This is a genomic window from Piscirickettsia salmonis LF-89 = ATCC VR-1361 (genome assembly GCF_000297215.2).
Classification (GTDB): Bacteria; Pseudomonadota; Gammaproteobacteria; order Piscirickettsiales; family Piscirickettsiaceae; genus Piscirickettsia; species Piscirickettsia salmonis.
In genome coordinates, this window is record NZ_AMFF02000020.1 from 1 (window position 1) to 13211 (window position 13211).

The window sequence follows — 13211 nt, forward strand, 5'->3', positions numbered from 1 at the left end:
ACTCAGCGAGCCTATCCTTGTGTTTTATTCTGGCTATTTACTTTTTATAGCGAGATTGGTAAAATCGGCCGATATTTGATGCAATTAATATCCGTATCAGTAAATTTTTAAAAAGCATATGCGGTGCCATAAGATACTTTAAGAGATTATGGCGGCGGTATATCGGTGATTGAGGTAGCGATTATGAAAAAGAGTATTCACCCAAAATATGAAAATTTGAGTGTTGAGTGTAGTTGTGGTAATACGTTTACAACACGTTCAACGTTGACAAAAAGTGACTTGCAAATTGAAGTTTGCTCTGCTTGCCACCCATTTTATACAGGAACACAAAAAGTATTGGACTCTGGTGGTCGTGTTGATCGTTTCAAGCAACGTTATGCGCGGTTTGGCAAGAAGGACTAATATTTTTAAGTGATACATGTTTTGTTAAAAAAGCGCCATCTTGGCGCTTTTTTTATGGCATGATAGTGGGCATGTGAAATTGTTCGACTAAGCGAGGATGTAATGAGCAATATTGAATCAAAGCAAGCGGCTTTAGATTATCACTCTAAACCTGTTCCAGGGAAGCTAAGCATTTCAGTTACAAAATCAATGGAAACTCAGCAGGATTTATCATTGGCGTATAGTCCGGGTGTTGCCGAGCCGGTGCGTGCGATTGCTGAGGACCCAAATGCAGCTTATCGTTATACCTCAAAAGGCAATACGGTGGCAGTGATTAGTAATGGCAGTGCCGTGCTCGGCCTTGGTAATGTGGGCGCATTAGCCAGCAAACCGGTGATGGAAGGTAAGGCTGCGTTATTTAAGCGTTTTGCCAATATCGATGCGATTGATATAGAAGTCGATGCGGATAACCCTTCGGATTTAATTAATACGATTGCCCGTATTTCGCCAAGTTTTGGCGGTATTAATTTAGAAGATATTAAAGCACCTGAGTGTTTTCAGGTTGAGCATGCTTTGCATGAGCGTTTGGATATCCCGGTATTTCATGATGATCAGCATGGCACAGCCATTACGATTGCCGCGGGTTTGTTAAATGCTCTTAAGTTACAAGGCAAGGAGTTAAAAAACTGCAATATCGTCTGTGTTGGCGCAGGTGCTGCAGGTTTAACTTCAATGCGCTTATTAACTACATTGGGTGCTTCGCGTGATAAGATTTTTGTGATTGATCGCGAGGGGGTGATACACTCTGAACGTCAGCGTTTGAATCCATATAAATACGCCTTTGCCATTGAAACAGATAAACGCAGTTTAGAAGATGCAGTGCGTGATGCGGATATCTTTATTGGCTTATCTGCACCGAATATTTTAACACCGGAAATGCTTGCGACGATGGCAGCAAAACCAATTATTTTTGCACTGTCTAATCCTGACCCTGAAATTCATCCAGCGGTTGCTCACAAAGTGCGTGATGATATTATTATGGCAACCGGTCGCAGTGATTTTCCTAACCAAGTGAATAATTTATTAGTCTTTCCTTTTATTTTCCGTGGTGCATTGGATGTCCGTGCTAAGCGTGTCAATATGGAGATGCAAATTGCTGCGGTCAATGCTATTCGTGATTTAGCGCATAAAGAGGCACCCAAAGAAGTGGTCAGTGCCTATGCCAAAGGTGAGGTATTAAGCTTTGGCGCTGAATATATCCTACCTAAACCGATGGATCCGCGCTTAATCGAATGTGTACCGGCGGCAGTTGCTAAAGCGGCAATTGAAACGGGCGTTGCCCAACTAGGCTACCCATCGCATTACCCTGAGTAATTATTATTTATTTAATTCTCCTGACTGTAAGTTAATTAACAGTCAGGGGAAAACTTTAAGGCGTAGGTGGTGGCGTTTCTCTTGTATATAAAGCCTCTGGGGAGGCGCAACGTAGTGCCTCTTTGACGACTGTGTCGTTTCTGCTGTAGCAATAGAAAAGTAGAGCATCTCTTGCGGTATTTCTGATTAGTGACTTATATTCTTTCTTAGTTAGCATTGTGATATCGATAATTTTAATGCGCGGGCTGATTGTTTCATAGCACTCTTTATCTTCAAGAAAAAATGATTGCTCTTTAAGTTTTTTATTGGTGATTGCATTCTCTCCTGATTTATTATCATGTGATCCGCTTAGAATATAAAGAGGCTTTTTCTTTTTACAGTAATCAGAGATTATTTTTTGTGCTGTAGAGCATCTGACTTGATACTTCGATGTCCATATTCTCGCTTTGTTGTCATTTTTTAAAAATCGAAAATGATGTATTTTTTCGTATTGATCATTTTTTAACTTTATAATTTTAGGGGTGCTTTTTGGCATATTCCTCTGCATCTATATTAAATTAACTCTTATAGAGTTATACATTAAGAAATATCTATTAAGTAATAGACGAAATTCAAATAGTTTTATGCTTGATATTTATTTTTTAAATATATGCAAATTTACAGTTTATATAGGTTTATAATTTTTATTAATTTATATATGTCTTTTTAAAGAAATCAATAGGAATAATGGAATTATAGTCAAGTTAAATGCTATTTTTTATTAAAAATAAGATGCAGTAATTATTGTTTGACCTGAGTAATTACCTGTTTTTGTCAATGGAGTCAGTTTTATCGCTCCGGTAATAACTGAATAAGCTTTACCTTTTCTATTTAATATTACTTTTTTATTTACAAGAGATAGCCATACTATTAATTTATTTTTTTTATTTTCAATAGTTACTTGTTTAGCAAGCGTGATTTTAACTGATTGTTTTGGAGCACCGTAGAGGTATAACTCCGTATCTGCTTGATACATTTTCTTTCCAGTAATAGGTTTAACGAGGGTATCAAAATTAAGATTGCCTACCTTGAGTTTTAACGGGGGAATGATAGTAACCATCACTTTCATATTGACCTTCGTATTCTCTAAAGGCATAGCTGAAGCAATGTAAGGTATAATTAAAATCATTAGAAAAATATAAATTTTCATAATGTGAATGAATTCATATGATTTATATATAATCCAGCTTATTGAATTATTATTCTTTTATCAATAAATAATAATGAGATAAAATCTTTATTGGTTTATTTGTTAATAATAATTGTTTATGATTGTTTAGAATTATTTATTAAAATTTAGTGTTGCTGCATATTGTTTATGTAAATAAAAAAATATCAACAGATATGCAGCTTGATTATCGGCTAGACAAATTATAAAGAATTCATATTATTTGTATTAATTTGATCATATATAAATTTAACCTGGCTCCTGTCCGCTACTGATTGTAGCTGTGGGTGTTTGTTCTTGTTGTTGAGCGTCGGCCTTCGCTTGGTCAAACATGGGTTGTTGAGGGTTTTTTGATTTTGGCAATAGTTGTGCTAGCAGTGGAGTACTGTTAACGCGGTCTCTTGTATTTGTCATCGGAGTGAAAAAGCCACGTCTATGATCGATTACTTGATTCACCTCGTGAACTGCAACGCCATCATCTAATTGACCTGATTGTTCAATGTGATCAATTAGCGCATATTTAAGTGCTTTTAATGAGTGTGATTTATCCTTATTATAAGGTGGTTGTGTCCCGTCTTTAATCGCATTAAATTTATCTACTAACTGTCTTTGGTTCATGGTTAGAATTTCAGGAGCATAAAGCGCAGCAAATACTTTTGGGCTTGTTAGGCTTTCTTTTATAGAACTTGTTTTTCTTCCATGGAGAAAATCAGAGTGGTGTGCTAAGACCTTGGTAGCTTGTTCGGTCAGACTTTGTTCAATACCATAAGTTTCTATTTGTCTTAGTATTTCTTTTTTAATTGCAGTTCTATGTTTGGAGTTGGTAAACTCAGAGTGGCCTTTTGTTTTTTGTTTGCGTCTTTCAAATAAAGTGAATAAACCATTTAAGTTTTTGCCTAGGTAACTTTCTTGTAACTCATATGCTTTGAGGGCAGGCAGGTATGGCCCATTAAGTCCTCGTTGAGCTATGTGACCTACAGAGGGCTCGGATGGATTGACATGAGTTGGACTAAGACCATAAAATTGACGTAGAGTTTCTCGAATTTTATAGCCAAGATCGGATGTTTGTAAGGAAAATTTTAAACTATTATTAATTCTTTCTAATAATGCTCTTAAGACTCGAGCGCTTTCTTCCTCGGAAAAATGACCTGCTCTTGCTTGTCTCTTAAGCTGTTGGGCAGCACCATATAGTTCTCCATATTCATTATCAGGATCTTGGTAGTCGCTATCATGTTGATAGGCTTGCATATAGAGAGTTGCAATCTCTTTCAGTGCTTGTGGATCGAATCTGCTTGATGGCATACTTTTTCCTTTGTCTTAATTTTAACGGTAATTTATTTAGGCTTAATCTGTAATTATTTAGTTAATAATGAAACAAAAGTAACATGTGAATGTTTTAGATATAACTAAAAAAATTCTTGGTTTTAACCGTATCAGCTTAAAATTTTTTAAATATTATTATTTGTGATTCTAGATAAGAAATTTGGTGAAACTAATTAAATTAACGTGAGTTCGATATAAGGTCCTATTGAAAAAGCAGCCCGTTTGCAATTAATATCAAGAAAATCAAAAACAAAATCAAAAGAGGCTCATGCCTATCATCAAAAAATTTTACTCAGAAAACGTGGAATTATTGAAAGTGTATTTGATCAACTTAAAAACATCTCACAAATCGAGCACTCTAGGCATCGTAGTGTCAACAACTTTATGGTCAATATTCTTGCTGGATTAGCAGCCTACTGTCTTCAGGAGAAGAAGCCATCGCTTAATATCCAGCGTAACCTATTGACCAGTTGAGTTATATCGAACTCACGTTAAATTAATCAGATTTTGATTTTATTAGGGTTACATAGAAAATTAAATAAGGGACTGACACCTTAAAAGTTGCTCAAAGAATGTTATTAGGTGTCCACCCCAATTTTTTTAGTGCGTTATTTACATTTCACAATCCACTGGGTAAGCCATCTGTTTGATTGTAGTTTGTTGTTCTTGGAGTGTTGCTTGAAAAACTAATTTTGGTGGTTCTGATGATTTTCTGAGGGTTCGTTTCAACTCATCACGATTTTCCAAGCTGTCTATATGCTTTCTGGCATTTGTAGAAAACGGGCTGAATGAGTTGCGTTTATCATCGATCACCGCGCTAATTTCTTTTGCTTTAACATCAGGGGCGATGCCGTTACTCTCAACTTTAGCCATTAAAACGTATTTCACTGCTTTTAATGAATGAGAGATATCATTAGCCCAGGGGGAGATGATACCTTTTTTAATACCAACATATAAATTGACTAACTGTCTTTGATCCATACCCTGAATTTCAGGTGCATAAAGTTGAGCAAATGTTTGTGGGTTTGTTAAGATAAGTTGCATGAAATTTAGATCAGACCTTAAAATACGTTCAGCATTTTTAAAAAAATTATGATTAATACCATTATTTTCTACTTGTCTTAGTATCTCTTGTCGAATGATAGTTCTATGGTTTTTGTGCTCAAATATAGGGTGCTCATCTGTGAAGTGATCATCAAAACTAGCAAATAGCGGGTCAAAGTCTTGGTTAAGGTAACTTTCATGTAATTTGTATCTTTCAATATCTGGGTAGTACTCCCCTCCTATTAAAGGAATGCACAGGATTGTAAGGCTTCTGCTTTTTCTGCCATAGAAATTATCGAGAGTTGTTCTAATTGCATTGCCTAAACTATTGCCACAGGCGCTATTAAGATCTTCTAGTCGTTCTCTTAAGATTGTAGCGCACTGTTTTTCAGTAAGGGTGTCGCTCTGTGCTTGTTGCCAAAGCTGCTCGGCGAGTTGATATGCGCTAGAATGTTCTTTACCATGATGAGTTTTTTTATAGTTCTTTGCAATCTTTCGTAGGATTTCGGCATTTAGCTTTTTTATTAAAGGCATATACTCTCCTTAAATTTCTCTTTAATCAAATATTAACCAGGAGTGATCTTAAAAAAATATCCATCGCTGAGTGATCTTAAAAAATATCAATGGCCTGTGTAAGGTATTGAAAATTGGCTTTTAGCTTAGGTGTAGAACTTTAGATCTAAGCTGCACACTGTGTTAAGCAATAAATATACAGCGTCGGTCTTATTGTGTTAGCTTAAAGTTACATTTCATAGTCAGTATCTGCTCGATCTTCCTCCATCCTTTCAGCCATGTCTTCGATTGCCTTCTCTTGTTTTTCGAGTGTTGCTTTAAAAATTAATTTTGGTGGCTCTGATGGTTTTACTAGGGCTTGTTTCAACTCATTACTGTCTTTCAAGCCATCTATATGTTTTCTAGCATTTGTAGAAGATGACTTAAACAAGTTGCGTTGATCATCGATCACTGTACTTATTTCTTCTTTTGTAACATTAGAAGCTATGCCTTTATTCTCAACTTTAGCCATTAAAGTATATTTAATTGCTTTTAATGAATGAGAGAGATCATTAGCCCAGGGGGAGATGATGCCTTCTTTAATAGCAACATACAGGTTGATTAACTGCCTTTGATCCATATCTCGAATTTCAGGTGCATAAAGCCGAGTAAATGTTTCTGGGTTTGTCAGAATTCTTTGTAGCGATTTTGTTGTGCCTGTGCCCAGTGAGTTCGAATGAGAGCCTAGGATAGCTGTAGCATCTTTAGCCCATAGTTTATGAATACGACCAATCTCTATTCGTCTAATTATTTCTGTTTTTATTGCCTTTCTGCGTTTAGAGTCGCTGTAAGTATTATAATTAAATCCATCGTTTGGTGTGTGAGTAGAAACAGTTTTTGGCTTAAGAAATAATTTAAAATTGAGTAGCCTCTTCAATTGGCAATCCAGGTACTCTTCTTGTAGTGCACACTGTTTTATATGCTTATCGTATGGATGGTTAGAGTCAATGCGCTTAGGGGGAGTGAAACCATAAAATTGTTGCAGAGTTTTTGCGATTTCATCACCTAATTGGTTGTCTTTTGTTGTGTTTTCACCTATGTGTTGTAATAATTCCCTTAAGGTGATAGCGCACTGCTCTTCAGAAGGATTGTCTTTTGTCTGTTGCGAAAGCCATGTACTATAATCTGGGTGGGCTTCCTGATAAGCCTCCGCAATGTCTTTTAAAGTTTGTGCATTTAATCTTTTTAAAGGCATACTTTAGCTTCCTTTACTACTTTTTTAATTCAGTATCATTTTTATGCATTAAAGCTGTAAAATTTAGTTAATGTTAAATAACTTTAACATTATATTTTTTCGTGTTTTATAAACTAAATTTTTGTTTTTAACGATTTAAGTTAAAGTTTTCTTAAATGTTGTGCCTGCCTGTTTTCTTATAGGCACCAATAACTGTGATATTAGTGAAAAAGTATAGGCAAGCATTATGTACGATGAAATATAATTTTATTTATACAGATTATATATAGATTATAATAATTATTTGAAATTTTTATTTATGAATCAATGTTATTTATTATAATATTTTCAATTCATATTTTGCCCAATCATGAAACTCTGTTTTGAGTTGCTCATATGATTCGATGACAAATAATAGTGGTTGCATATGCCAAACATCATAGTCTTGATTAGCAAGATCTGTGGGTTTAAATGGTTTTTTTTCTACTTGATCGCTGAGGCAGTGTAAAGTTTCGTTATAGGATGATAGAATGCCCGCGCCATAAATACGTGTGCCTGCGGTTTCTTGTATCAAACCAAATTCGACGGTAAACCAATAGAAACGTTCTAATTTAAGTGCTGTTTTTTCATCTGCATTGAGTGAGGCTTTGCCAAAATCCTGGAAAAATTCTGAAAAATAAGGATTGGTAATCAGCGGCATATGACCAAATATTTCATGGAACATATCGGGTGCTGGGGTATAGTCGAGTTCATGGGGTTCGCGGATATAATTAGTGGATGGAATAACTCGCTTGGCTAGCGCTGCGATAAATTGTGCGCCGGCGAGTAATCCGGGCGAGTAACCGACTTGCCAATCATTGAATGTATGAAGTTTTTCATTGATTTTATGCACTGAGGGTAGATGATCCGCAGGTAAGCCAAGCGCTGTAATCCCTTTGATAAAATCTTCGCTGGCGCGATTCTCTAATATCTTAATTTGGCGCTTAAAAAGTGTTTGCCAAGTGTTATGCTGCTCTACAGAGTACTCAAGCTCTGGGAACTTCTTGCCAATTAGCATTCGGGTATCTAAGGTGATAGGAACACAGCGTGGATCATTGCCGGCAAGTGCACCTTTTTCGTAAGCGCTTAAAAAATCGCTATTATTTTCCTTGTCTTTTGCCATAATTCCTCCTGATAAGCCCGCTTTATTAATTATAGATTTTAATTAACAAGCAGTTTGATATTTTGCAATGCAGTAGTGTAAATTTGTTTAATCAGCTTGCCTATTATTAATAAAACTATGTATTTATTCAAGATAATCTGCTAGTTTGGATGTGATTTAGGAAAGATATTTGATTTAAAAAACATATAACAAGGAGAAGAGCATGACGGATTCATCTGCTGGCGCTAAACAGTCATCGACTACGATTAATCCCATGCAAACTCAAGGGTTTGCATTTCTTGAATTTACTGCAAGTAAAGATTCTGACCATTTTACTAAAACATTTACGATGCTAGGCTTTAGTAAAATTGCAACTCACTTAAGCAAAGACGTCGAACTTTGGCAGCAAGGAGATATTCATTTTTTCGTTAATCGTGATGTAAATAGTGTATCACAGCAATTTTCCAATCAGCATGGGCCTTGCACTTCAGCAATGGGTTTTCGTGTCAAGGATGCAGATTTTGCTTTTGAACGTGCTTTGACGCTGGGGGCTGAAGCGTTTAGCGGAGAGGGTGTGATCAATGTGCCAGCGATTTATGGCATTGGTGGCAGTATTTTATACTTCGTTAGCGAAGATTATAATCTTGAGAATGAATTTGAAATTATTGCCGGTGTTGATGCTGCAAGCGCGAGCCAGGGTCTTGTGAATTTGGATCATGTGACGCATAATGTGTTGCGCGGTAACATGGATAAATGGGCAGGCTTTTATGAAAAATTATTTAATTTTCGTGAAATTCGTTATTTTGATATTGAAGGTAAATTAACCGGCTTAAAAAGCCGTGCGATGACCAGCCCATGTGGACAAATTCGTATCCCGATTAACGAGTCTTCTGACGATAAGTCACAAATTGAAGAATTTATTCGAGCGTTTAACGGTGAAGGAATTCAGCATATTGCACTGACATCAAATGATATTTACAAAACAGTTGAAAATATTCGTACTAATGGCGTTCAATTTTTAGATACGCCTGATACTTACTATGAAGGAATTAGTAAACGAGTGCCTTGGCATAATGAATCTATTAAAGATTTACATGAAAATAAAATTTTAATTGACGGCGCACCAACAGCAGAGGGTGGATTATTATTACAAATTTTTACCGATACTGTCATCGGCCCAGCATTTTTTGAAATTATTCAGCGTAAGGGTGATGAAGGATTTGGTGAGGGTAATTTCCAGGCTTTATTTGATTCTATTGAGCTAGATCAGGTAAGGCGTGGTGTTTTAAAAGCTAGATAAAAAAGGGACCTTAGGTTAGGGTCCTTTTGTTTTTATAATATTTGGATGATTTTATTTTAAATTAAGAGGTTAAACCAGAATGAAGTTAGCAACCTTAAAAGATGGTAGTCGTGATGGTAAGTTAGTCGTTGTCAGTCGTGATTTAAAAAAATGTATTATTGCAAGTGGTATCGCCAAAACTATGCAAGTTGCCTTGGATAATTGGCAAGATATTGAGCCAAAATTGCAAGAAGTCTATATTGGCCTTAATCAAAATGAAGTTGCCGATAGTTTTGACTTTAATGCCAGTGCTTGCATGTCACCTTTGCCACGCGCTTATCAATGGGCCGATGGTAGTGCCTATGTTAACCATGTGGAGCTAGTACGTCAGGCACGAGGTGTGAAGATGCCTGAGAGTTTTTGGCATGATCCGCTAATGTACCAAGGTGGCAGTGATGCTTTTATTGGCCCTTGCGATGATATTTTGGTTGAACGTACTGATTTTGGTATTGATTTTGAAGCTGAACTCGCAGTGATTACCGGTGATGTTGCAATGGCAGCAGATGCTAAAACGGCGAAAGAAAACATACGTTTATTTATGTTGGTGAATGATGTTTCACTGCGTAATTTAATTCCCGCAGAGCTGGCAAAAGGCTTTGGCTTTTTTCAATCTAAGCCATCCAGCAGTTTTTCACCGGTTGCGATTACCGCTGATGAATTAGCTGATGCTTGGGATGGTGAAAAAGTTCACCTGCCGATGACTGTGCATTTAAATGATGAGTTATTTGGTCAGCCGAATGCTGGGGTTGATATGACTTTTAATTTTCCTGAATTAGTCTCACATGCGGCTAAAACCCGAGCGTTGGCAGCTGGCGCTATTGTTGGCTCTGGCACGGTATCGAATGTTGATCGTAGCGTGGGTTATTGCTGTCTAGCAGAAAAGCGTATGTTAGAAATTATTGATCAAGGTGAAGCTAAAACAGACTTTATGCAATTTGGTGATAGAGTCCGAATAGAAATGTTTAATTCACAAGGCCAAAGTTTATTTGGTGCAATTAATCAGCGGGTTATAAAATATGACAAATAAGAATAAAGGACTGTAACCATGAAGCTTTATGGCTATTTTCGCTCTTCGGCAAGCTTTCGGGTAAGAATTGCTCTGGCTTTAAAAGCGATTGAATATGATTATATGCCAGTGCATTTATTAAATAATGGCGGTGAGCAGTACCAGGCAGATTATACGCAGATTAATCCACAGCAGCTAGTACCTAGCTTGGTTGATGGTGATATAGTCATTACTCAATCATTAGCAATCATTGAGTACTTAGATGCTAAATATCCAGATAATTCACTACTTATTCCTAAAGATATTTGCCTTGCAGCAAAAGCTCGCCAAATTGCTTATGCAATTGCCTGTGATATTCATCCGCTGAATAATTTGCGCGTATTACAGTATTTACAAAATGAGCTAAATATTGATGACCAAGCCAAAAATATTTGGTACCAGCATTGGGTATTGGCTGGCTTTACTGCACTTGAGAAAATATTGGTTGAAACAGCGGGTGAATACTGTCTAGATAATCACTTAAGTTTGGCTGATATTTGCTTAATTCCACAGGTTTATAATGCAAAACGCTTTAATTGCGATTTAACAAGATTTCCGCAAATATTAGCAATTTATGAGCACTGTATGGAACATGCTGCATTTGTTCAAGCAGCCCCTGAAAATCAACCTGATAGTCCAATGTAGTAGGATGAAGTATGACGTTAAGATTAAATGAATTGGTACCTGATTTTATTCGTGAGGTTGTTCCGTATCAGCCAGGCAAAAGTATAGATGAGATAAAGCGAGAGTATGGCCTTAAGAATATTATTAAGTTAGCAAGTAATGAGTGCCCTTTAGCCCCCTCTAAGAAGGTAGTTACGGCGATAGAGTCAGCGATTGGAAATATTACCCGTTACTCTGAAGATACTGCACCATTATTACGTGTACGTTTGGCAGAAAAAGAGAAAGTAACCCCTGAACAAATTTTAGTTGGTGCAGGATCCTCTGAAAATTTAGGAATGTTAATTCGTTGTTTTATTCACGCAGATGATGAAGTTATTATCTCAGAGCATGCCTTTTCTCTTTACCATATTTTTAGTAAAATGTCAGGCGCTAGTATTATTCAAGCACCAGCTAAGAACTATGGTCATGATCTGACTGCTATGCTTGCAGCAATAACAGAGAAAACAAAAATTATTTTTATTGCCAACCCTAATAATCCAACAGGTACCTGGCTTGATTTTAGTGATATTCAAAAATTTTTAAAAGAAGTGCCAGAGAATGTTTTGGTTGTTTTGGATGAAGCTTACTATGAATATGTTGAAGGTGTAAATTATCAATCGGCAGTGAGTTTATTAGGTCAATACGATAATTTGATTATTACCCGAACTTTTTCTAAAGCGTATGGTTTAGGTGGTTTGCGTATTGGTTATAGTATCAGCTCTCAAGATATCGTTAATTATATGATGCGAGTACGCTATAGCTTTAATTGTAGTAGTATGTCAGTTGCAGCTGCTTTAGCTGCTTTGGATGATCAAGAGCACCTTCAGAAAAACCTTGCAAATAATAAACAAGGAATGATTTATTTAAAATCTTGTTTTGATAAGCTAGGACTAGAATATCTGCCTTCTGTAACTAATTTTATTTTGGTAAAAGTTGGTGAGCACGCAATGAACATTTTTAATGATTTACTCAAAGAAGGAGTGATTGTTCGGCCTACAGTCGCAGATGGCTTACCAGAGTTTTTGCGAATAAGTATCGGTTTGCCTGAGGAAAATCAAGTTTTTATTAATAAGCTTGAAAAAGTATTAAAAGAAATATTGTAATGAAATTTATATAAAGTTATAAAAGAGAGGATTCTCGTCTATTCTCTCTTTTATTTTTTGACAATATTTAATAGTGTAAACTTATAAAGTAATTTAGTATATCTTTTCTATAGTATGGTGCAGTCACTGCAACATTTTTTATTTTTATGACTGATTTCACTTCGTATATGATCTATCATAATTGTCGTACTGATATTATTTTTTATTATAGGAAATTTGCAGTTATTTTTAAAAAAATCTCCTGTAGTTAATTCTGTTGATTGAACTATACGCTCTATCTCTTTTCTGCTTCTATTTAGATACTCTATTAAGTCTACATTGGGATTCATAATTCCTAATTCGTTATTATCTTGCACAAATAATTTAATGTTTGAAAGTGAATTACTTTCTGTATTTGTTATTTTTAAAGATGAATGCTTATTTGAAGTTGATTGATTTTCTAGATTGATTATATTTGAAGATGAATGCCTTTTTGCATTATTACTTATATTAATTTGATATTTAGCATTATCACTAAAATAAGTCGTATAGAAATACCTTCTAATATCAAACTCAGTCGCTTGTGTTAAATTAACTCCATTGATTTTGCAATTATTATATTCGCTGATTTTATCACTAAAAACTAGCTTATTATTGACATAATCATTTACATCTTTTAAAAATGCTAAATTTTCAAAAAAAGACTGTTTTCCTGAATAATTAATATAAGCAGACTGGAACTCTTTATTTTTGTAAAAATCATAATTACGTACGCTGCGAGCCATGGAGTGCTAAGCACGGGGTGAGTAGGCCGAGGTAGGTTCGGGTTTTTAGCAGAGCGGAGTTGCGAAAGACCGTTAGGTCTGTAGCAAGCGTAACGAGTGTC

The 13211-nt window shown here is 35.8% G+C and carries 13 protein-coding genes and 1 pseudogene; 7 read left to right on the plus strand and 7 right to left on the minus strand.

The window, feature by feature from the left end:
- The first annotated feature begins 183 nt into the window (after nt 1-183).
- On the plus strand, nt 184-402 hold the full coding sequence (rpmE, locus tag C200_RS02190) for a 50S ribosomal protein L31 (RefSeq protein ID WP_032127042.1): 219 nt from the start codon (nt 184-186) through the stop codon (nt 400-402).
- A gap of 102 nt (nt 403-504) precedes the next feature.
- Nucleotides 505-1755, plus strand: a complete 1251-nt coding sequence (locus C200_RS02195) for a malic enzyme-like NAD(P)-binding protein (protein ID WP_016211702.1) — start codon at nt 505-507, stop codon at nt 1753-1755.
- A 55-nt stretch (nt 1756-1810) separates the two neighbouring features.
- Here C200_RS02195 and C200_RS02200 read toward each other — a convergent pair whose 3' ends face one another.
- The 3 genes from C200_RS02200 to C200_RS02210 all read right to left on the minus strand — a co-directional run bounded on the left by C200_RS02200 (nt 1811) and on the right by C200_RS02210 (nt 4264).
- Nucleotides 1811-2290 carry a hypothetical protein gene (locus C200_RS02200; RefSeq protein ID WP_016211697.1) on the minus strand — a complete coding sequence of 160 codons (480 nt, stop codon included), beginning with the start codon at nt 2288-2290 and terminating at the stop codon, nt 1811-1813.
- A gap of 225 nt (nt 2291-2515) precedes the next feature.
- Nucleotides 2516-2863, minus strand: a complete 348-nt coding sequence (locus tag C200_RS02205) for a hypothetical protein (protein ID WP_054300167.1) — start codon at nt 2861-2863, stop codon at nt 2516-2518.
- 348 nt (nt 2864-3211) lie between these two features.
- Entirely contained in the window at nt 3212-4264 is a 1053-nt protein-coding gene (locus C200_RS02210) for a hypothetical protein (RefSeq protein WP_016211700.1), read from the minus strand.
- A 243-nt stretch (nt 4265-4507) separates the two neighbouring features.
- Between C200_RS02210 and C200_RS02215 the strand changes: the two are divergent.
- Nucleotides 4508-4759, plus strand: a pseudogene (locus C200_RS02215) (transposase); the annotation flags it as partial.
- A 138-nt stretch (nt 4760-4897) separates the two neighbouring features.
- Here the strand turns inward: C200_RS02215 and C200_RS02220 are convergent.
- From C200_RS02220 to C200_RS02230, 3 genes are all read right to left on the minus strand, one after another.
- Nucleotides 4898-5863, minus strand: a complete 966-nt coding sequence (locus C200_RS02220; protein ID WP_016211155.1) for a hypothetical protein — start codon at nt 5861-5863, stop codon at nt 4898-4900.
- Nucleotides 5864-6071: 208 nt separating this feature from the next.
- On the minus strand, nt 6072-7076 hold the full coding sequence (locus C200_RS02225) for a hypothetical protein (RefSeq protein ID WP_016211160.1): 1005 nt from the start codon (nt 7074-7076) through the stop codon (nt 6072-6074).
- A 316-nt stretch (nt 7077-7392) separates the two neighbouring features.
- Nucleotides 7393-8217, minus strand: coding sequence for a phenylalanine 4-monooxygenase (locus C200_RS02230; protein ID WP_016211156.1), 825 nt, complete (start codon nt 8215-8217; stop codon nt 7393-7395).
- A 202-nt stretch (nt 8218-8419) separates the two neighbouring features.
- Between C200_RS02230 and hppD the strand changes: the two genes are divergently transcribed.
- From hppD to hisC, 4 genes are all read left to right on the plus strand, one after another.
- Nucleotides 8420-9496, plus strand: coding sequence for a 4-hydroxyphenylpyruvate dioxygenase (gene hppD, locus C200_RS02235; RefSeq protein ID WP_016211162.1), 1077 nt, complete (start codon nt 8420-8422; stop codon nt 9494-9496).
- Nucleotides 9497-9575: 79 nt separating this feature from the next.
- Entirely contained in the window at nt 9576-10562 is a 987-nt protein-coding gene (locus C200_RS02240) for a fumarylacetoacetate hydrolase family protein (RefSeq protein ID WP_016211163.1), read from the plus strand.
- A gap of 18 nt (nt 10563-10580) precedes the next feature.
- On the plus strand, nt 10581-11225 hold the full coding sequence (gene maiA, locus C200_RS02245) for a maleylacetoacetate isomerase (protein WP_016211154.1): 645 nt from the start codon (nt 10581-10583) through the stop codon (nt 11223-11225).
- An 11-nt stretch (nt 11226-11236) separates the two neighbouring features.
- Nucleotides 11237-12346 carry a histidinol-phosphate transaminase gene (gene hisC, locus C200_RS02250; RefSeq protein WP_016211161.1) on the plus strand — a complete coding sequence of 370 codons (1110 nt, stop codon included), beginning with the start codon at nt 11237-11239 and terminating at the stop codon, nt 12344-12346.
- A 107-nt stretch (nt 12347-12453) separates the two neighbouring features.
- On the opposite strand, the gene C200_RS02255 is transcribed toward hisC, so the two are convergent.
- Complete coding sequence (locus tag C200_RS02255; protein ID WP_016211157.1) at nt 12454-13110, minus strand: hypothetical protein; 657 nt, start codon at nt 13108-13110, stop codon at nt 12454-12456.
- Nucleotides 13111-13211: the final 101 nt, after the last annotated feature.

Coding starts and splice junctions, on each gene's coding strand:
- rpmE (WP_032127042.1), top strand. CDS start 184: ATGAAAAAGAGTATTCACCCAAAATATGAAAATTTGAGTGTTGAGTGT.
- C200_RS02195 (WP_016211702.1), top strand. CDS start 505: ATGAGCAATATTGAATCAAAGCAAGCGGCTTTAGATTATCACTCTAAA.
- C200_RS02200 (WP_016211697.1), bottom strand. CDS start 2,290: ATGCCAAAAAGCACCCCTAAAATTATAAAGTTAAAAAATGATCAATAC.
- C200_RS02205 (WP_054300167.1), bottom strand. CDS start 2,863: ATGAAAGTGATGGTTACTATCATTCCCCCGTTAAAACTCAAGGTAGGC.
- C200_RS02210 (WP_016211700.1), bottom strand. CDS start 4,264: ATGCCATCAAGCAGATTCGATCCACAAGCACTGAAAGAGATTGCAACT.
- C200_RS02220 (WP_016211155.1), bottom strand. CDS start 5,863: ATGCCTTTAATAAAAAAGCTAAATGCCGAAATCCTACGAAAGATTGCA.
- C200_RS02225 (WP_016211160.1), bottom strand. CDS start 7,076: ATGCCTTTAAAAAGATTAAATGCACAAACTTTAAAAGACATTGCGGAG.
- C200_RS02230 (WP_016211156.1), bottom strand. CDS start 8,217: ATGGCAAAAGACAAGGAAAATAATAGCGATTTTTTAAGCGCTTACGAA.
- hppD (WP_016211162.1), top strand. CDS start 8,420: ATGACGGATTCATCTGCTGGCGCTAAACAGTCATCGACTACGATTAAT.
- C200_RS02240 (WP_016211163.1), top strand. CDS start 9,576: ATGAAGTTAGCAACCTTAAAAGATGGTAGTCGTGATGGTAAGTTAGTC.
- maiA (WP_016211154.1), top strand. CDS start 10,581: ATGAAGCTTTATGGCTATTTTCGCTCTTCGGCAAGCTTTCGGGTAAGA.
- hisC (WP_016211161.1), top strand. CDS start 11,237: ATGACGTTAAGATTAAATGAATTGGTACCTGATTTTATTCGTGAGGTT.
- C200_RS02255 (WP_016211157.1), bottom strand. CDS start 13,110: ATGGCTCGCAGCGTACGTAATTATGATTTTTACAAAAATAAAGAGTTC.